Source organism: Terrabacter sp. P2_E3, assembly GCF_056403915.1.
On record NZ_JBFUEN010000005.1, the window covers coordinates 113632 to 131275 of the forward strand.

The 17644-nt window shown below is 72.1% G+C and carries 17 protein-coding genes and 1 riboswitch; of the genes, 4 read left to right on the forward strand and 13 right to left on the reverse strand.

From position 1 onward, the window contains the following. Positions 1-9: 9 nt before the first annotated feature. The 4 genes from AC1DW8_RS08315 to AC1DW8_RS08330 all read right to left on the reverse strand — a co-directional run bounded on the left by AC1DW8_RS08315 (position 10) and on the right by AC1DW8_RS08330 (position 3572). Positions 10-1536 (reverse strand): sulfatase family protein, encoded by a 1527-nt coding sequence (locus AC1DW8_RS08315; RefSeq protein WP_478093196.1) that lies wholly within the window; start codon positions 1534-1536, stop codon positions 10-12. Beyond that, entirely contained in the window at positions 1533-2255 is a 723-nt protein-coding gene (locus tag AC1DW8_RS08320) for a DinB family protein (RefSeq protein WP_478093198.1), read from the reverse strand. The genes AC1DW8_RS08315 and AC1DW8_RS08320 overlap by 4 nt, the downstream gene beginning before the upstream one ends. Before the next feature lie 81 nt (positions 2256-2336). After that, positions 2337-3164, reverse strand: a complete 828-nt coding sequence (gene yidC / locus AC1DW8_RS08325) for a membrane protein insertase YidC (RefSeq protein ID WP_478093200.1) — start codon at positions 3162-3164, stop codon at positions 2337-2339. 81 nt (positions 3165-3245) lie between these two features. Further along, positions 3246-3572: a hypothetical protein gene (locus tag AC1DW8_RS08330; protein WP_156415660.1), complete on the reverse strand. Its 327-nt coding sequence runs from the start codon at positions 3570-3572 to the stop codon at positions 3246-3248. Positions 3573-3952: 380 nt separating this feature from the next. Between AC1DW8_RS08330 and AC1DW8_RS08335 the strand changes: the two genes are divergently transcribed. Both AC1DW8_RS08335 and AC1DW8_RS08340 read left to right on the forward strand, forming a co-directional pair. Continuing rightward, positions 3953-4963: a potassium channel family protein gene (locus AC1DW8_RS08335; RefSeq protein WP_056823141.1), complete on the forward strand. Its 1011-nt coding sequence runs from the start codon at positions 3953-3955 to the stop codon at positions 4961-4963. 9 nt (positions 4964-4972) lie between these two features. Continuing rightward, positions 4973-5611, forward strand: a complete 639-nt coding sequence (locus AC1DW8_RS08340; protein WP_478093203.1) for an N-acetyltransferase family protein — start codon at positions 4973-4975, stop codon at positions 5609-5611. A gap of 163 nt (positions 5612-5774) precedes the next feature. Here the strand turns inward: AC1DW8_RS08340 and AC1DW8_RS08345 are convergent, their stop codons facing one another. From AC1DW8_RS08345 to AC1DW8_RS08360, 4 genes are all read right to left on the reverse strand, one after another. After that, positions 5775-6845: an alkene reductase gene (locus AC1DW8_RS08345; RefSeq protein WP_442295787.1), complete on the reverse strand. Its 1071-nt coding sequence runs from the start codon at positions 6843-6845 to the stop codon at positions 5775-5777. Positions 6846-7124: 279 nt separating this feature from the next. Then, the gene (locus AC1DW8_RS08350; RefSeq protein ID WP_056823138.1) at positions 7125-8012 is read right to left on the reverse strand and encodes a CHAP domain-containing protein; all 888 of its coding nucleotides are present in this window, start codon (positions 8010-8012) and stop codon (positions 7125-7127) included. 4 nt (positions 8013-8016) lie between these two features. Beyond that, positions 8017-8204: riboswitch (cyclic di-AMP (ydaO/yuaA leader) on the reverse strand. Positions 8205-8543: 339 nt separating this feature from the next. Continuing rightward, the gene (locus AC1DW8_RS08355) at positions 8544-9335 is read right to left on the reverse strand and encodes a sortase domain-containing protein (protein ID WP_478093206.1); all 792 of its coding nucleotides are present in this window, start codon (positions 9333-9335) and stop codon (positions 8544-8546) included. A gap of 111 nt (positions 9336-9446) precedes the next feature. Continuing rightward, entirely contained in the window at positions 9447-10226 is a 780-nt protein-coding gene (locus tag AC1DW8_RS08360; protein WP_478093208.1) for a hypothetical protein, read from the reverse strand. A gap of 228 nt (positions 10227-10454) precedes the next feature. Here AC1DW8_RS08360 and AC1DW8_RS08365 point away from each other — a divergent pair, with 228 nt between their 5' ends. After that, positions 10455-10850 (forward strand): VOC family protein, encoded by a 396-nt coding sequence (locus tag AC1DW8_RS08365; RefSeq protein ID WP_056823130.1) that lies wholly within the window; start codon positions 10455-10457, stop codon positions 10848-10850. Between the two features lie 18 nt (positions 10851-10868). Here AC1DW8_RS08365 and AC1DW8_RS08370 read toward each other — a convergent pair whose 3' ends face one another. From AC1DW8_RS08370 to AC1DW8_RS08385, 4 genes are all read right to left on the reverse strand, one after another. Beyond that, positions 10869-11243, reverse strand: coding sequence for an iron chaperone (locus tag AC1DW8_RS08370; RefSeq protein WP_056823129.1), 375 nt, complete (start codon positions 11241-11243; stop codon positions 10869-10871). Between the two features lie 284 nt (positions 11244-11527). Further along, on the reverse strand, positions 11528-12256 hold the full coding sequence (locus tag AC1DW8_RS08375) for an alpha/beta hydrolase (RefSeq protein WP_478093210.1): 729 nt from the start codon (positions 12254-12256) through the stop codon (positions 11528-11530). Between the two features lie 99 nt (positions 12257-12355). Further along, complete coding sequence (locus AC1DW8_RS08380) at positions 12356-13372, reverse strand: zinc-dependent alcohol dehydrogenase family protein (RefSeq protein ID WP_478093212.1); 1017 nt, start codon at positions 13370-13372, stop codon at positions 12356-12358. Between the two features lie 111 nt (positions 13373-13483). Further along, a complete protein-coding gene (locus AC1DW8_RS08385; protein ID WP_056823125.1) occupies positions 13484-14482 on the reverse strand; it encodes a pirin family protein in 999 nt (332 codons plus the stop codon). Positions 14483-14542: 60 nt separating this feature from the next. Here AC1DW8_RS08385 and AC1DW8_RS08390 point away from each other — a divergent pair, with 60 nt between their 5' ends. Next, on the forward strand, positions 14543-15871 hold the full coding sequence (locus AC1DW8_RS08390) for an MFS transporter (RefSeq protein WP_478093215.1): 1329 nt from the start codon (positions 14543-14545) through the stop codon (positions 15869-15871). Positions 15872-16068: 197 nt separating this feature from the next. On the opposite strand, the gene AC1DW8_RS08395 is transcribed toward AC1DW8_RS08390, so the two are convergent. Next, positions 16069-17613: a S8 family peptidase gene (locus AC1DW8_RS08395; RefSeq protein WP_478093217.1), complete on the reverse strand. Its 1545-nt coding sequence runs from the start codon at positions 17611-17613 to the stop codon at positions 16069-16071. Positions 17614-17644: the final 31 nt, after the last annotated feature.

A 17644-nucleotide genomic window follows, 5' to 3' on the forward strand; every position in this document is an offset into this window, starting at 1 on the left:
GGACATCGCCTAGGAGACCGAGCCTCCCTCGGTGATCAGGCGGGGGACGGTCTGGTCCGGGTGGGGATCGTCGCCGACCTCCTGCTGCGCGAGCCACATCCGCGCCTCGAGCTCGTCGCGCACCTCGGCATAGGAGGGGTCGTCTGCGACGTTGACGAGCTCCTCGGGGTCTGCCTGGAGGTCGTAGAGCTCCCACTCCTGGGCGAAGCGCCGGTCCGAGCAGCCCGGCAGCCCGAGCCCGTCGTTGTAGAAGAAGATCAGGGTGTAGCGGTGCGTGCGGTAGCCGTAGTGCGCCCCGACCTGGTGGCTCCGGTCGTCGTGCATCCAGTAGCGGTAGTAGAAGCCCTCGGGCTCCCTCTCCCGATCGCGCTGCGCCCCAGCCGGATCCGTCAGGTCGCCCCAGAACGAGCGCCCCTGCATCCGCTCAGGCACGTCGACGCCGGCCGCGTCGAGCAGGGTCGCCGCGATGTCGACGTTCGTGACGATCCGGTCGAGCGCCTGCCCGGCCGCGACGGCGCGCGGGTAGGACAGGACGAACGGCATCCGGATCGACTCCTCGTACATGAAGCGCTTGTCGAACCACCCGTGGTCGCCGAGGAAGAAGCCCTGGTCGGAGGAGTAGACGACGATCGTGTCGTCGAGCTCGCCCCGGTCGGTGAGCCACGCGGTCAGACGACCGACGTTGTCGTCGACGGACGCGACGCACGCGAGGTAGTCCTCCATGTAGCGCTGGTACTTCCACAGCGCCTCCTCGTCCGCCGACAGCCCGGGCGGCACCGGCTGCTTGAGGTCCTCCTCCGTGAGGTGGTCGGCGATCCGCATGGCCGCCCGACGGGCCGTGTCGGACCGTCCCGCCAGGTCGTCGGTGAACGTCGCCGGCACCGGGATGGGTGTGCCCCCGGCGGGCCCGCCCTCGGCATACATCCCCGCGTGTGCGGCGTCGGGCTCCCACGGTCGGTGCGGCGCCTTGTGCCACACGAGCACGCACCACGGCGGCCTCTCCCCGTCGCCGTCCCCGTCCCCGTCGTGGTCGCCCTCGTCCAGGGACTCGACCCAGTCGATGGCGAGGTCGGTGATGAGGTCGGTCGCGTAGCCCGGCTCGACGCGCAGCCCGTCGGCGGAGAGGAAGCGCGGGTCGTGGTACTCGCCCTGGTCGATGAGGGCGTCCCACCGGTCGAAGCCCTGCGGGTCGTGGTCGACGCCACCGCTCGAGCCCTGCCCCATGTGCCACTTGCCGACGAACGCCGTGCGGTAGCCGGCCTCGCGCAGCGCCGTGACGAAGGTCGGCTGCGACGCGTCGATGAACGTGTCGAGGGTCGTCACGCCGTTGACGTGGCTGTAGGTGCCGGTGAGGATCGAGGCCCGGCTCGGCGCGCACAGCGAGTTCGTCGCGAAGAGGTTGTCGAGACGCACGCCGGCCGCCGCGACCGCATCGATGTGCGGCGTGCGGTTGACGACCGAGCCGTAGGTGCCGATGGCGTGCGCGGCGTGGTCGTCGCTCAGCATGAAGACGATGTTGGGCCGGCGGTCGCTCATGAGCCGGCCCCGCCGTCGGCTGCGTCAGCGGCTGCGTCAGTGGCTGCGTCACCGGCCCCGACACCTGCCCCGTCACGGGACGAGGGTGTGCGGTGCGCGTCGGCGGCGGCCTGGATGCGCGCCAGGTGGTCGGTCCACCACGCCTCGCCGCCCAGGTCGTCGTGGTCGCGTCCGCCCCGCCCGTCGATCGTCTCCCGGAGGATGTCGGCGTGCCCGGCGTGCTGCGACACCTCGGCGACGCAGCGCACGAGCAGCGACCCGAGCGTCGTCGACCGGCCCTCCTCCGGCCACCACGCGACGCTCGCCGGGGCGTCGAGCCCGAGCTCGCGCACGGTGGCGTCGCAGTGCACCGCGGCCCGCCCGTAGAGCCTGACGAGGTCGGCACGCGACTCCTCGGCCGTCGCCCACATGTCGGCCGAGTCCCAGATCGAGCCGTCCTCGACCCACGGCAGCCGCTCGCCCGACGGCCGCCCGACCGAGTCGCCGAGGTAGGCGAGCTGGACGCCGGCGACGTGCTTGACGAGCCCGAGCAGGTTGGTGCCGCTCGGCGTGATCGGGCGCCGCACGTCGTAGTCGCCCAGCCCGTCGAGCGCCTTGAGCAGCCCGTCACGCCCCTCCTGCAGGTAGCGCAGGAGGTCGTCGACGAGGTGGGGCCCGCCCACCCGGGTCGACTCGCTCGTCCCACTCGCGTGGCTGGTCCCGCTCGGCGTCGCGCTCACGCCGACCACGCTAGACGCCACCCCCGACCACGGCGAGGGATCGCGCCCTCACCGCAGACGGGGTACGCCGTCACCGGGTCGTCAGGTGGCGGCGCCTTCCAGCACCCTGGCGTCACGTCGCCTCGCGGCCGGTGAGCCCGGCGTCGGGGCGAAGCGCCAGATGATGCCCTGCTGCGCGAAGGTCCAGGCGTTGTTGACGAACCAGTAGGCGATGAGGCCCGCCGGCACGACGAGCGCCGCTGCGAGGACGCCGACCGCGCCGAGCCACGGCATGAGCCGCTGGACCGTCGCCATCCCCTCGGGCAGGTCGGTGACGTCGGTCATCGGCAGCACGAACCAGCGCTGCGCGAGCAGGCTGAGCGCGGCTGCCCCGAGCGCGACCGCGACGAGGACGAGCCCGGCCACGGGGTTCGACCCCAACGTCGTGCCGAGGTGGCTCGTCAGGTGCAGCCCGGCGAGGGAAGCGGCCGACGCCGAGGCGACGAGCCCGGCGTCGAGCGCACCGACCGAGTGGCCGGCCGTGAGGTCGGAGACGACGCGGTAGAGCGCGTAGAAGAGCGGCAGCTGGAGCAGCGCCGGCGCCAGGCTCCACCCCGAGACGCCGTGCTCGGCGTGGATCGCCTTCTGCTCGGCGCGCATCGCGGTCAGCTGCTCGAGGTCGCGGCTGCCGGCATACCTCTGGCGGAGCTCACGCAGCTGGGGCGCGGCGTGGGCGCGGGCGTGCGAGCTGCGCACCCCGTGGATGGTCACGGGCAGCAGCACCGTGCGGACGGCGACGACGAGCAGCGCGACGGCGAGCAGCCAGGCGCCCGCGGAGCCGGGGCTCAGGCCGAGCGCGCCGGCGACGTCGTGGGTGGCCGCGAGCACCGCGGCGACGGCATGGGTGAAGGGGGACAGCAGGTCAGGCATGGGTGAGCTCCTCGGCTCGGGCCCGCGCGGGGCCGGGATGGGTGGGCATCGGCCCGGACGTCGTAGGTGCGACGAACGGGGTCAGTGCCGACCCGGGGCCCGAGGACGCTGGGGGCAGCGCGGCGCGTCGAGGGCGCACCAGTACGCCGTCGACGCGGGCACGGCGCCGGGGACCCCCGACGCGTGGACGCGCACCGGCAGAGGACGCACCGTGCGCACCGCGGTCGTGGCTAGCACGACCGTCAGGACGCCGACAGTCGCCGCGGTGAGGAGCACCTGACCGGCTCCCGCACCCGAGACGGTGCCGAGAACGGTGCCGAGGAGGACGACGACCGCCGCGGCGAGATGCGCGGCGAGGGCGGGGAGCGCGGCCACGTCGGCGGACGCTCGATGGCGCAGGACGCTCATGTCCGTCTCCTCTCGTGGCCTGGCTGCTCGGCAGCCCGGGTTCGTCGACCCACCTCGAGCGTACGTCACCGTGTCTGCCCGACCACGCTCGCGGCGGCATACGACCCGTGCCGGCGCAACGGGCTGCGCGACCCCGAGGACCAGTTCGACTCCGACGGGCGGGAGGCGCTCGTGGCCCTGATGCGGCGGGATGTCGGTGAGATCGGCTGGTGGGTTCGACACGTCCGCGCTGACGCCGGAGGAGACCGCCGAGCAGGTGCTCGACCATGGCGTACGCCCTCGGTCGGCGCGGTCTCTGACGACCTACGGGCGCGGGTGGCCCCACCGCCCTATCCTCGGACTCGGGAGCCCATCCCCCCGCGACCCTCGAGGAGGGCGGCATGGCCGAGTCCAGCAGCGGGCCCGATCACGGGCAGGAGCGTGGGCAGAAGCGCGGGCCCGAACGCGGGGCGGACGACGACGCGAAGGCGCCGAGGACCGCCCCGACGAGTGCGCCCGACCGTCCCGACCGTCCAGACCGGCCAGACCGGCCCAACCTTTCCGGCCCGACGAGCCGCGCGGAGCGCCGAAAAGTCCTCGTCCGCCGCCCCCTCCTCGATCGGTACGGACTCGTCCTCGTGCTCGTGCTGGCCACGATCGCCGTCCAAGGACTCGTCGACACCCGTGGCTCGGTCGTCGCCCAGCTCTTCGCGCACGCGATCAGTGGCCTGGCGCTCGTCGCGGCCGCCCGTGCGTCAGGTTTGCGACGTCGCTGGCGTCGCGCCGTCAACGTCCTCGTCGCCGCGGTCCTCATCCTCAGCGTCGCGACGTTGACCTACCGTCGCGCCGACGGCACGCAGACGGTGCCCCCCGAGACGGTGTGGCTGCTCGCCGCCGCGCTGACGCCGGTGCTCATCGCCCGACGGGTGCTGCAGCACACCGTGGTCACCGTCCAGACCATCATGGGCTCGGTCGCTGCCTACCTCCAGATCGCCGTGACCTATGCCTTCCTCTTCCAGACCCTCGACGCGTTCACCTCGACCCCCTTCTTCGGTGAGGACGTGCCGACGACGACGTACATGTACTTCAGCCTCGTGACGATCTCGACGGTCGGCTTCGGTGACGTCGCAGCAGTGACGGATCTCGGCCGGATGGCCGCGGCGAGTGAGGCCGTCATCGGCCAGGTCTACCTCGTCACCTTCGTCGCGCTCATCGTCGCTCGCTTCGCGGCGGGTATGCCGCGCGCCTCGGCCGCTGTCGGCGCCGGCGGGGTGCCGGGCGGGGCCCGCGCCCCTCGCACCCTCTTCGAGGCGTTGGACTCGTCGAGGACGCAGCAGCCGCCTCCCGAGGGCGAGCCGGAGGAGCCGGAGGACGACCCACCGGGCAGGCCCGGTGCCGAGGGCTCGGCCTAGCATCTGCGCATGTCCGACGTTCCCGACGTGCCCGACGTGCCCGACGTTCTCGACCGGATCGCGGCGACCGGTACGACCGGTACGACCGATGCGACCGATGCGACCGATGCGCCGGCGGTGCGTGATGCCACGCCCGGCGACGCCGCCGCGTGCGCTGCGATCTACGCCCACTACGTCACCGGCACGACGGTCACCTTCGAGACGGAGCCGCCGGACGTCGCCGAGATGGAGCGCCGGATCGCCAAGGCGCAGACGCAGCACGCCTTCCTCGTGCTCGAGGACGCGGGCGAGGTCGTCGGCTACGCGTATGCCGGACCGTTCAAGGAGCGGGCGGCGTACCGGTGGTCGTGCGAGGTGTCGGTCTACCTCGCGGGCGATCGGCGGGGTCGTGGCGGTGGGCGGCGGCTCTACGAGGCGCTGCTCGAGCGGCTCACGGCCCGCGGCTACCGGATGGCGGCGGCCGGGATGACCCAGCCCAACGAGGCGAGCGGGCGGCTGCACGCGGCGATGGGCTTCGAGCCGGTCGGCACCTACCGCGACATCGGCTGGAAGTTCGGCGCCTCGCACGACGTCGCGTGGGTCCAGCGACCCCTCGGCGACCCGCTCCCGTCCGGGGGTGCCGGCGAGAACCCGCCCGAGCCCACCTGACGGGCCAGCGCCGGCGCCCACCTGACCGGCCTACGCCGATGCCCATCCGACCTGGTCCAGTCGAGTGAGCGCTTCGTCCCAGTCGAGTGAGCGCCCCGCCACAGGTGGTCTGTGACGGGGCGCTCACTCGACTGTTACCGGGCGCTCACTCGACGGTGGGGTGTCAGGGGAGGGCGGGGTAGTCCGTGTAGCCCTCGGCGCCGCCGCCGTAGAAGGTGGCGGAGTTCGGCTCGTTGAGCGGGGCGCCCTCGCGCCAGCGACGGACGAGGTCCGGGTTGGCGAGGAACTCGCGCCCCACGGCGACGAGGTCACCGAGGTCGCGCTCGAGGATGTCCTCGACGTCGGCCAGCTCGGTGACCTTGCCGAAGCCGGTGTTGAGGATGACCGGGCCGTCGAAACGCTTGCGCAGATCGCGGACGAGGTCGGACTCCGGGTCGCCGAGGATGCTGAGGTAGGCGAGCCCGAGCGGGGCGATGCCCTCCACGAGCGACTCGTAGGTCGCGGCCGTCTCGGCCTCGTCCTCCTCGAGGACGCCCTGGATGTTGTGCGCGGGCGAGATGCGGATGCCGACGCGGTCGGCGCCGATCGCCTCGGCCACGGCCTTCGTGATCTCGACGGTCAGGCGGGCGCGGTTCTCGGGCGACCCGCCGTAGGAGTCGGTGCGCTCGTTGCTCGACGGCGCGAGGAACTGGTGCGGCAGGTAGCCGTTCGCGGCGTGCACCTCGACGCCGTCGAGCCCGGCCGCGACGGCCTGACGCGCTGCGTGGACGAACTCCGCCACGAGCGCGGGGATCTCGTCGGTCTCCAGGGCCCGCGGGACGGCATACGCCTGCTGGCCCTTCGGGGTCACGATCTCGCCGGGCGCGGCGATGGCGCTCGGCGCCACGCTCTCGAGGCCGCCCTTGTTGTCGGGGTGGGCGATGCGGCCGGCGTGCATGAGCTGGACGACCACGCGGCCGTCGCCCTCGTGCACGGCATCGGCGACGAGGCGCCAGCCGGCGACCTGCTCGTCGGAGTGCATGCCGGGGGTGTCGAGGTAGCCCTGCCCGACGGCGCTCGGCTGGGTGCCCTCGGTGATGATGAGGCCGGCGCTCGCGCGCTGGCCGTAGTACTCGGCGTTGAGCTCGGTCGGTGCCTGGCCCTCGCCCGCGCGGTTGCGGGTCAGCGGGGCCATGACGAAGCGCTGGGGAAGGTCCCAGCGGCCGATGCGGATGCTCTCGAAGGCCGTGGACACAGGCCTGCTCCTCACGTCTAGGGGACTGTCGGTGGTGGTTGGCGGCCCCCACCGTCTATCGGTGGAGCCTTCAACTACCTAGGCGACAAGGAGGGCAGGCGGTCGATCATTCCCGTGTGTCCAGGGTTGCGCGTGTGGGGGATCCCACGCGGGCCGGAGGGTTCGGGTGGGTATGCCGAAGGGGAGGATGCGCAGGCATCCTCCCCTTCGTACGCGCTCAGCTCGTGGAGAACTCCGCGGTGGTCGTCGCGGAGGTCGTCGAGATGACGACCCGGTGGGTCACGGCGCGTAGATGTACTTCATGCCGGGACCGTCGGTCAGCGTGCGCGTGTTGTAGTTGTACGCACCGGCGAGGGCGTTCATCTCGATGATCGTCACCTCGTTGCCGTTGACCGCGGTCACCCAGGCGACGTGGCCGACGCTCGAGGAGCCGTGGACGCCGGGCTGCATGACGAGGATCGACCGCGTGCGCGGCGTGCCCGTCACGGTGTAGCCCGCGGATGCTGCGCCCGAGGCCCACGCCATGGCGTTGCCGGTCCAGCCGCCGGGGTAGTAGCCCTCGGACTGGTACCACTTGTTGAGGGCGCCCCAGGTGCACTGGCCCGCGGTGGCCCAGTTGGAGGAGGCGCGCACGCCGGACGAGGCGCTCGGTGTCGTGGAGTTGACGCTCGCCTTCGCCGACGACGTGCTCGTCGTCAGCGTGGCGCGGGTCAGGTCGCGGGAGGCGCGCTGGGAGGCGGTCTTGCGCTGGGCGGCGGCCTGGGCTGCGGCCTTGGCGGCAGCGCGCTCGGACTTGACCTGGACGTCCTCGATGACCTGCGGCTTGGCCGGCGCGACGCGGTGGGCGACGGCCTTCTGCGCGGCCGGGGCGAAGCCGATCTTCGACAGCGCGGTCGACGCGGCCGGGGTGGCAGCCGTGGCCGGACCGACAGCGGCGGGAGCCGCGGCGTCGACACCGGCAGCAGCCGCGACGTCGCCCGAGTTGGGCGACAGGGTGTCGGCGCTCGCCGGGTTGGCGAAGGTGGCGACCAGGCCACCGGTGGCGGCGACGACGGCGCCCGCCTTCATGGCCGGCTGAGCCGACTCACGGGCGAGGAGCTTGAGTTCGTTGAGGGGGTTGTGGCGGCCTGGCGCACGATGGCGACCGCGGATGTTCTCAGTGTTCACGCGTGTTACCTCTCCGCGCCTACGAAGTTAGCTGTCGGGTTCGGGCGGAAAGGTGCCCGGGCCACCCCCGCCCCGCGAAGCTCGCGTGGCGGGTGGGTCTTCACCCCAAGGACGTCCGAAGTCGTTGCGTAGGACGTCCGGAGAAACGTGTGGTTCCTCCGCTCCTGTCACAAGGTTCGATCTCTCTCGTCAGGCGGTGACAGGACTAGGCGGTCCACCTCACGAGAGCCCGGCCAGGTGGCCGAACTCCCGGAAGACTAGACGAGGCGACTGGCAAATGTCACGCCACGGTAACGACGACGCGCGCCGATCGCCCCTGAATGTCCGAAGTGCCCGTCTATACCAACGCTTTACCTTCAGCTGGGTGAGACGTGGATCACATCCGGAGGGGGTCCTCGACAAGCCCCCCACGGGTATGCCGCGGGGTCCCTCGGTGGGGACCCCGCGGCATACGCCGGGCTGGTGTGACTCGAGTGTGCCTCGAGCGAGGCTCGAGTGCGGGTCGGGCCGGGCGCGGTCCCGGAGCGGTCGTCAGGCGGCGCGCGAGAGGTGACCGAAAACCACGACGTTGTCGCGGTACTCGTTGCGGCTGTCGGTCGGCCCGCCACACGTCACGAGGCGGATCTCGGCCTGGGTGAAGTCGCCCTTGTAGACGAGCTCGGTCGGGAACTGGGACTTCTTGTAGGCCGCGACCTTGTCGACGGTGAAGGTCAGGTGCGACCCGTCCCGGCGCGACACCTTGACGACGTCCCCGGCCCTGACCTTGCCCAGCTCGTAGAAGATGCCCGGGACGCCCGAGGGGGTGTCGACGTGTGCGGCGAGGACCGACGGGCCGAGCTGGCCGGGCGTGGGGCCGGCGTCGTAGATCCCGACCTCTTGGGCCGTGCCCGGCACGGAGATCGTGCCATCGGCCTGGATGCCGAGCCGGACGAAGTGCGAGGAGCGCACCCCGATCGACGGGATCTCGATCGACGTCGGCTCGGACGCCTCGAGGAAGTCACCAATGCCGACGGTGCCCGGCGCGGCGCCGGCCGTCCTGCCCGCCGCCGGTGTCCCACCCTGACCGGGGGACGCCGACGGGCTGGACGAGGACGGGCCGGGCGTCGCGGGGGCGCTGGCCGTGGCGACCCCGCCCGCCGCGGGCTGCGGCGGGCCGGGGGTCCCCGGGCTCCCTCTGAGGCCGACCACGAGCGCGACGATCCCGATGACGACGAGCACGGCCATGACCGCCAGCGCCGCCGTCACGCCCGCGCTGATGCGGCGGGTGCTGCGGTCGCAGGTGGGCGACGTCGGCTCGGGCGTGGAGCCGGTCGGTGCGCTCATGGTCGGGTCACTCCCGGTCGGTCGTGTCGGTGTCGGTCGTGTCGGTGTCGGCCGCTCGAACTCGGCCGCTCAGTGTCGGCCGCTCGGTGTCGGCCGCTCGGTGTCGGTCGCTCAGGCGCGCGACCGAGCGCGACGGGCGGCGAAGGCGCCGGTCCCGGCCGCGGCGAGCAGGGAGCCAGCACCGACGAGCATGAGGGCCTCGTTCTGGCCACCGCTCTTGAGGCCGTCAGCGGCCTGGCCGCCGCCGGTGTGCATGCCGCCGGCCGGGGCGACGCGCAGCGCGCCACACAGGGCCGGGTCGGTGGCCTCGGTCGGGAGCGACGGCATGAGGTCGCTCTTCGTGGCACCGGAGTACTTGCCATCCTTGTTGTAGTCGACACCGTGGATGACGACGACGGACTGGCCGGCCGAGATCACCTTCGCGACGCCGCTCGAGACCTTGATGCTGCCGCGCTGGTAGGCGATCTTGCCGCCGGGCGCCGTGCTGAAGCGGTCGATCGCGAGGCCCGACTTCGGGCTCGTGTCACCGGTCTTGGTCAGCGACACGACGATGTCGCCGTAGGCCGGTCCGCCCTCGGTCGTGTTGAGGTGACCGTCGCCGTTCTTGTCGTCGGACAGGACCGGGCACTCGTGGCGGGCCTCGGCGCCGAAGTGGATGTGCGCGGCGTGCGGGTTGTCGGGGAGCAGGCCGTTGGCGGCCATCGTCACGGTGATCGTGTTGCCCGTGACCTCGACCATGGCGGTACCGCTGCCGTCGACACCGTTGCCGGCGACGGGCTTGAGGTTGGCGCTGACCCAGGCGTCCGCGGCGAAGGCCGGGCCGACGCTGAGGGCCATGGCGGCGGCAGCAGCGAGGCTGGCGCCGGCGATCCGAGTGGTGGTGGTGCGCATCTGTGTTCCTCCTTGACGAGGAGACAAACCGTCCATCCTGCTCTGCTTCAGACGGGGGGTCGTCGTCGACCGTCTCCGGGCGGGGGTTCGCCGCAGGCAGGACCACTGGATTGGGGTTCCACCGAAATTTCTTCGATGGAGGCGCGCCGTGGCGCGCCCCACGGGTCTTCACTGGAGGGACCGGGCGCGCGCCGCCCGACCACTAACCCCCTCACGGAAGGACACACCGTGCTCCAGGACTCCCACGCCTTCAGCGGCTTCTCCGTCGACGACGTCGCCGCCGCCCGGGCGTTCTACGCCGACACCCTCGGCCTGCGCGTCACCGAGGAGAACGGCATGCTGACGCTCCACCTCGCCGGCGAGGGTGGCGAGCGTCCCACGCTCGTCTACCCGAAGCCGAACCACGAGCCGGCGTCGTTCACGATCCTCAACTTCCCGGTCGACGACATCGAGGCCGCGGTCGACGAGCTGAGCGCGAAGGGCGTCGTCTTCGAGACGTATGCGGGGACGCCGATGGAGACCGATGCCAAGGGGGTCTTCCGCAAGGGAGGACCGCTCATCGCGTGGTTCACCGACCCGGCCCGCAACGTCCTCGCGGTCATCGAGGCACCCGGCCCCGGCTGATCCGCGGCGGGCAGCGTGTCAGGCGTCGTGGCCCTCGGAGACGGCCGCGCGGCGCTTGAGGCAGAGCTCGGTGATCTCGGAGACGAGCTCGAGCGGGACCGGTCGGCTGATCGGGAAACGCACGGTGTCCTTGGCGCGCCGGTAGGGGCTGATCGCCTCCTCGAACTGCGCGTCACCCGTCGGGACGGGGTAGAGGCCGACGTGGTTCTTCCAGCCGGCGTAGTAGATGAGGGGCTTGCCGTCGACGGTGAAGGTCGCCATGCCGTAGCTGATCTTCTCGCCCGCGTGAGGGGCTACCTCGCGGATCGTGCGGCGGACCCCCGCAAGCTGAGTTCGCGTCTCCTCGGGGTAGGAGGCGATGTAGTCATCGACTGACGCAAATCTCGGGGCCAATCCTGGTCCTCACTTCAGTTCCGGACCGGTCGTTGGAGGGGGTGACTCGACTGTATTGGGCGAAACGGACGACTGCAAAGTAAGTACATGTTTAGTGACCAAACGGTCACAAAACTACAAAAGCTGAATCGGACCGACGATCTCGCCGCAAGACGTGCTGACGCCGAATCCAGGGTGTCTGGGGCCCTGACGTTCGAAGGCCCTGGCGTTCGAAGGCCCTGGCGTTCGAAGGCCTGACCTTCGAAGGCCCTGGCGTTCGAGCCGACGTCGGGTCAGACCTCGGCTCAGACGTCGACCCAGGCCTCACCGGCGAGGACCCGGCCGACGACGCCCTCGGGTCGGCGGCCGAGAAGGGTCGCGACCGCGAAGTCGGCGGCCAGGCCGTCGAAGACGCCGTGGCGCCGGAGCATCGCGTGCTTGCCCCCCTCGACGGTGACGTAGCCGACCTCGGCGGTGCGGGCGAGGTCGCGGGCCACCGCCGCGGAGCTCGTCGGTCGGGCGATGCGGTCGTCGTCTCCGTGGACGACGAGGACGCGTCGCCCGGTCAGGTCGAGGTGCCCCTCGGTCGGGTAGATCCACGGGTTGAGTGCGACGGCGCTGACGACGGGGTCTTCGCCGGCCGCGAGCAGCGCGGCGCGACCGCCGAGCGAGTGACCGACGAGGCAGACGGGCAGGTCGGGACCAAAGCGATCGGCGACCTCCCCCAGGGCCCAGCGCACGTCGTCGACCGGGGTGTGGTGGGCGTCCCAGCCGCGAGTCGAGTTGAGCAGGCGCAGCACGGCGAGCTCGCCCTTCGCGGCGCGCGCGATGCGGCCCGCGATCGGCACCATCCGCAGCACCGACAGCTGGGTCGGGCTGACGCGCATCGGTGTGCGCCGCGCCGCGCCGCCGTGGAGCACGAGGACGATGCCGCGGGGCGCGCTCGGGGCCGCGGTGTCGATGAGCCGGGCGTGCGTCACGTCTCGCTCCTGGTCCGCAGCTGGGTATGCCGTGTGCTCGGGTTCGCGGGTCACGTGCGGTCTTCGGAGCGCGAGCGTCAACGGCTTGGTGCCCTCACGGCATACCCGTTCGGTGTCGCCGGTCGGCCACCGTCCAGGGCTGGTGAGGCTGGTTCAGGGGCGCAGCAGGACCTTGATCGCACGCCGCTCGTCCATGGCGCGGTAGCCCTCGGCGACCTCGTCGAGGGGGAGCGTCAGGTCGAAGACCCGGCCCGGGTCGATGCGGCCGTCGAGGATGCGCCCCAGCAGGTCGGGCAGGTAGGTGCGCACGGGAGCCATGCCACCGGCGAGACCGACGTTGCGGACGAACATCTGCCGGACGGGCAGCTCGACGCCGTGCGGGGCGCCGACGAAGCCGACGGTCGAGCCGGGGCGGCCGATGCGGAAGGCCGTCTTCATCGACTGGTCGGTGCCGACGCACTCGAGCACCGAGTCTGCGCCGATGCCGCCGGTCAGCTCCATGACGGCCTCGACACCGGCGTCGTCGCGCTCGGCGATGACGTGGGTGGCGCCGAACTCGCGGGCCAGCGCCTGGCGCGGCTCGTGGCGCGACATCGCGACGATGCGCTCGGCGCCGAGCTCCTTGGCGGCGATGACGCCGCAGAGGCCGACGGCCCCGTCACCGATGACGACGGCGGTGCCGCCGGGCTGCACGCGCGAGGACACGGCGGCGTGCCAGCCGGTGGCCATGACGTCGGAGAGCGTGAGCAGCGAGGGGAGCATCGCGTCGTCGGGCATCCCATCGGTGGCGACGAGGCTGCCGTCCGCCTGGTTGACGCGGACGAGCTCTGCCTGGCCGCTCTCGGTCCAGCCCTGGTGGTCGCACACCGACGTCATGCCGGCGAGGCAGTGCGGGCACGTGTTGTCGCAGTGGACGAAGGGGATGACGACGAAGTCGCCCTTCCTGATCTGCCGGACGTCGGCGCCGATCTCCTCGACGATGCCGACGGCCTCGTGGCCGATCGTGGAGCCGGCCGTGATCGGGTTGGCGCCGCGGTAGGGCCAGAGGTCCGAGCCGCAGATGCACCCGGCCACGACCCGGACGATGGCGTCGGTCGGCGCCTCGATCGTCGGGTCGGGGACGTCGGTCAGGCGGATGTCACCGGGGGCATGGATCGTCGTCGCGCGCATGGGCCCATCCTTGTCCTGCCGGTGGCCCGACCCCAAACCCTGGACGTCGAAGCCTGGACGTCAAAGGCTGGACGTCAATGCCTTGACGTCAAAGCTGACGTTCACTCGCGCTCAGCCGCGGGAGCGCAGGCGCAGGTTGGGCAGGCCGGGGGCGGGGAGGGTGTGGTCCCAGGCGTCGGGGAAGGTGCCGTAGCGCGCGCCGGGTGCCGCGGCGGCATACGACCCCTCCTCGCGCGGCGACCGCTCGCGCTGCCAGTCCTCGCGGAAGCCGACGACGTCGTCGTGGCTGCGGCCGATGAAGTTCCACCACATGACGATCTGCTCGCCGAAGGGTGCGCCGCCGAGGACGAGGAGGCGCGCGGGCCCGTCGGGGCCGGCCTCGACGGTGATGCGGCTGGTGCCGGTGCCCATGAAGGCGATCTCGCCGGGCTTGGCGGTGACGTCGCCGACCGTGAGCATGCCTGTGTCGCAGAGCAGTCCGTGTTCGTGCTCGGGGTCGACGTCGATGTCGAGAGAGGTGCCAGCGGCGAGCGTCACCTCGGCGCCGACGAGGTCGGAGAACATCGTGACCGGTGAGGTCTGGCCGAGGAGGGTGCCGAGGAAGACGAGGACCCGCGCGCCGTCGACCTCCGTGACCGGCGGCGCGTAGTGCTCGAAGCCCGGCTGCGTGCTGCGGTCGGACTCCGGGAGCGCGACCCACAGCTGTGCGCCGTGGAGCACCGTCGTCTCGGGGGTGGAGTACTCCGAGTGCGCGATGCCCGAGCCTGCGGTCATGATGTTGAGCTCGCCGGGTCGGACGAAGGCGTGCGCGCCGGTGGTGTCGCGGTGCTCGACCTCGCCGGTGAAGAGCCACGACACCGTCTGCAGGCCGGTGTGCGGGTGGCCGGGCACGACCATGCCGCCGGTCTGCGAGACGTCGTCGGGGCCGTAGTGGTCGACGAAGCACCACGCCCCGATGAGCGATCGCTCGCGCTGCGGGAGGCTGCGACGGACTGGCATCGCTCGCGGGCCGCCGAGCGGCACCTCGCGGTAGGGCAGGACGATGGCGGTCGAGGGGGTCGGGTCGTCGCCGCAGACGACCTCGGCGGGGTGGCGGTCCGGGTTGCTCACCCGTTCAGGCTAGGCCCGGAGGGCGCTCTGGTTGCAGGTCCGGTTGCTAGGTTGCCCCGCATGACCGACCCGGCTGCCACCACTCCCGGCGGCGTTCCCGCCACCGCGGCCGATCTCGGACCCGGCCGGGGCCGGTGGTCGGCGTGGCGGGTCGTGTGGTGGTTCGGCTTCGTCAGCCTGGCCGCGGACATGGTCTACGAGGGCGCGCGCTCGATGTACGGCCCGCTCCTCGCCTCGCTCGGCGCGACGGCCCTCGTCGTCGGGCTCGTCACCGGTGCGGGGGAGGCGATGGCGCTCGTGCTGCGTCTCGTCTTCGGGCCGCTCGCCGACCGGACCGGGCGCTACTGGGGGCTGACGATCCTCGGCTACGGCCTCACCGCCGTCTGCGTGCCGTTGCTCGCCGTGACGCCCTTCGTCGGCGGGGCGGGCCTCGCGCTCGCGGCCGTCCTCATCCTCCTCGAGCGCTCCGGCAAGGCCGTGCGCAGCCCGTCGAAGTCGGCGCTGCTCGCGCACGTCGCGTCGGCGGTGGGACGTGGCCGCGGCTTCGGCGTCCACAAGGCGCTCGACCAGGTGGGGGCCTTCGCCGGACCGCTCGTCGTCGCCGGCGTCATCGCGGCCACCGGCTCGATCTGGCCGAGCATGGCCGTCCTCGCGATCCCCGGCACGGCGGCGATGCTGCTCCTCGCCGTCATCCGCTCCCGCGTGCCCGATCCGTCGGTCTACGACGTCGAGACCACGACCGCGCCGAACAGCCTTGCAACGCAGTCGGTCCCGGGTGGTGGCGCGGTTCGTGGTGGGCTGCGGGGGTGGGTCGCCGATGCCGTCGGGTCGGGTCTGCCGCGCGAGTTCTTCGGCTATGCGCTCGCCGCCGGTCTCATGACCGGTGGCCTCGTCACCTTCGGGATCATCGGCTACCACCTCACCGTGGAGGGGCTCGTCCCCGTCGCCACGGTCCCGGTCGTCTATGCCGGCGCGATGGGAGTCGAGGCGCTCGCAGCCCTCGGGGTGGGCCTCGTCTACGACCGCCGCGGCGGCGCCGTGCTGTATGCCGTGCCGGTGCTCGTCGCGCTCGTCCCCCCGCTCGCGCTGTCGGGCTCGGTCGTGCTCTCCCTCGTCGGGGTCGCCGTCTGGGGCCTGGCCTACGGCGTGCAGGACTCGACGGTGAAGGCGCTCGTCGCGGAGGTCGTGGAGGCACCGCGGCGCGCGACGGCATACGGCGTCTTCGCGGGGGTGCAGGGGGCGTTCGCGATCGTCGGCGGGCTCGTGGCCGGCTGGCTCTACGACCGGTCGCTCCCGTCGCTGGTCGCCGTCGTGGCCGTGAGCCAGCTCGTAGCGCTGGTCCTCCTCAACCGCACCGTCCGCTCCCTCCGCCACCACCCCGTCGAGTGAGCGCTCCGTAACACTCGAGTGAGCGCGCCGCCCCAGCCGTCGCGGGGCCACTGGGACCGCGCGCTCACTCGAGTGGGACTGTGCGCTCACTCGAGTGGCCCCGTCGTCCCACCCAGACGCCCACCCTCACACTCGAGTGGCCCCGTCGTCACGGGACGACGGGGCCACTCGAGTGTGATCCGCGGGTGCGGGGTCGGTCAGCTGACGGCGTCGAGGGCGTCGACGACGCCCTCACCGAAGAAGCTGTTGTCCTCGACCGGGCCGACGCAGACCGGGCCACCGGTCGCGGCGCCGCACGCCTTGTCGTCGGCCTGCTCGCGCAGCTTGTCGATCATCTGCGCGGGCGTCCACGTCGGGTGGACCGACTTCATGAGCGCGAGCACACCGGCGACGTGCGGGGAGGCCATGGAGGTGCCGCTCTTCGTGCCGTAGCCGTTGTTCGTGACGATCGTCGAGAGGATCGTCGAGCCGGGTGCCGCGACGTCGATCTTGCCGAGGCCGCGGTTGCTGAAGCTCGACAGGCGGCTCGTCTGGCTGCCCGTGGGCACGCTCTGCATCGACGACACGGTCACGACGCCGTCGAGCTCGGTCGGGATGTCCTCACAGCCGCTGTTGAGCGTGCGGTCGACCTGACCTGCCTTCGGCTGGTCGTCGGGGCTCGTCGTGTCGCGGAACGAGGACTTGTCCGACAAGTCGTGTGCCGAGTTGCCGGCCGCGGCCGCGTGCACGACACCCTGCTTCGTCGACCACGTCACCGCGCGACGGACGGCCTCCTTGGCGGCGAACTGGTCGGGCTGGTCCTCGCAGTAGAACTCGAACGGGTCGACGTAGTAGCTGTTGTTCGTCACGTCCATGTGCTTGAGTCCGGCCCAGATGAAGCCGCACACGGCGTACTCCGGGTAGATGAAGCCTGCGTCGTTGACGACCTTGACCGCGGCCATCCGCACGTTCGGGGCGACGCCGACGATGCCGACGCCGTTGCGGGCCGCGGCGATCGTGCCGGCCACGTGGGTGCCGTGGTCGCTCGTCGTCGGGTACCAGCCGGTGGCCGAGAGGTCGGGCCGACCGGCGTCGGTGCAGCTGACCGAGTCGGCGACGTCGATGTTGGCGGCGAGGTCGGGGTGGTCGGGGTCGATGCCGCTGTCGAGGACGCCGACGAGCACGTTGCGGGAGCCGTCGGTGATGGCGTGGGCCTGGTCGGCCTTGATCATCCGCAGGTCCCACTGGTCGGCCTCGCGCGGGTCGCCGGCGGCTGCCGGCGACGCGTCGGACTCGAGGTCGCCGTTGTCGGCCTTCGTCGCGCCCTGCTTGTAGCCGGACGCGCCGCGGCCCCAGGACGCCCCCGCGACCTCGGGCGTGCCCTCGGAGACGGCGACGGTGCGGGTCGCGCCGACGGAGTCGACGGCGTTGCCACCCTGCGCGACGACGTCGGCGCGGAAGGTCGAGACCTTGGAGTGCGCGATGACGACGCCGATCTGCGGCCACGACTGGACGACGACGCCGCCCGCGGCCCTGACCGCGGTCTCGACGAGACGCGTCTGGCCGGGGTTGGCGATGCGCGCGTTGACGACGTAGCTCATGAGCTGGCCGTCGGGGGTGTTGATGGTGACCGGCGTCGAGACCGGCTCGGCGGTGGTCGCGTCGGTCGAGGCGACGGCGACGCCACCGATCGCGGCGGTGGAGGCGAGGGCGAGCGACGCGACGGCAACGATGCCGCGTCTGGTCAGGCTGGGATGACGCATGTGTGAGCTCCTGTGGTGTGAGGAACAAAAG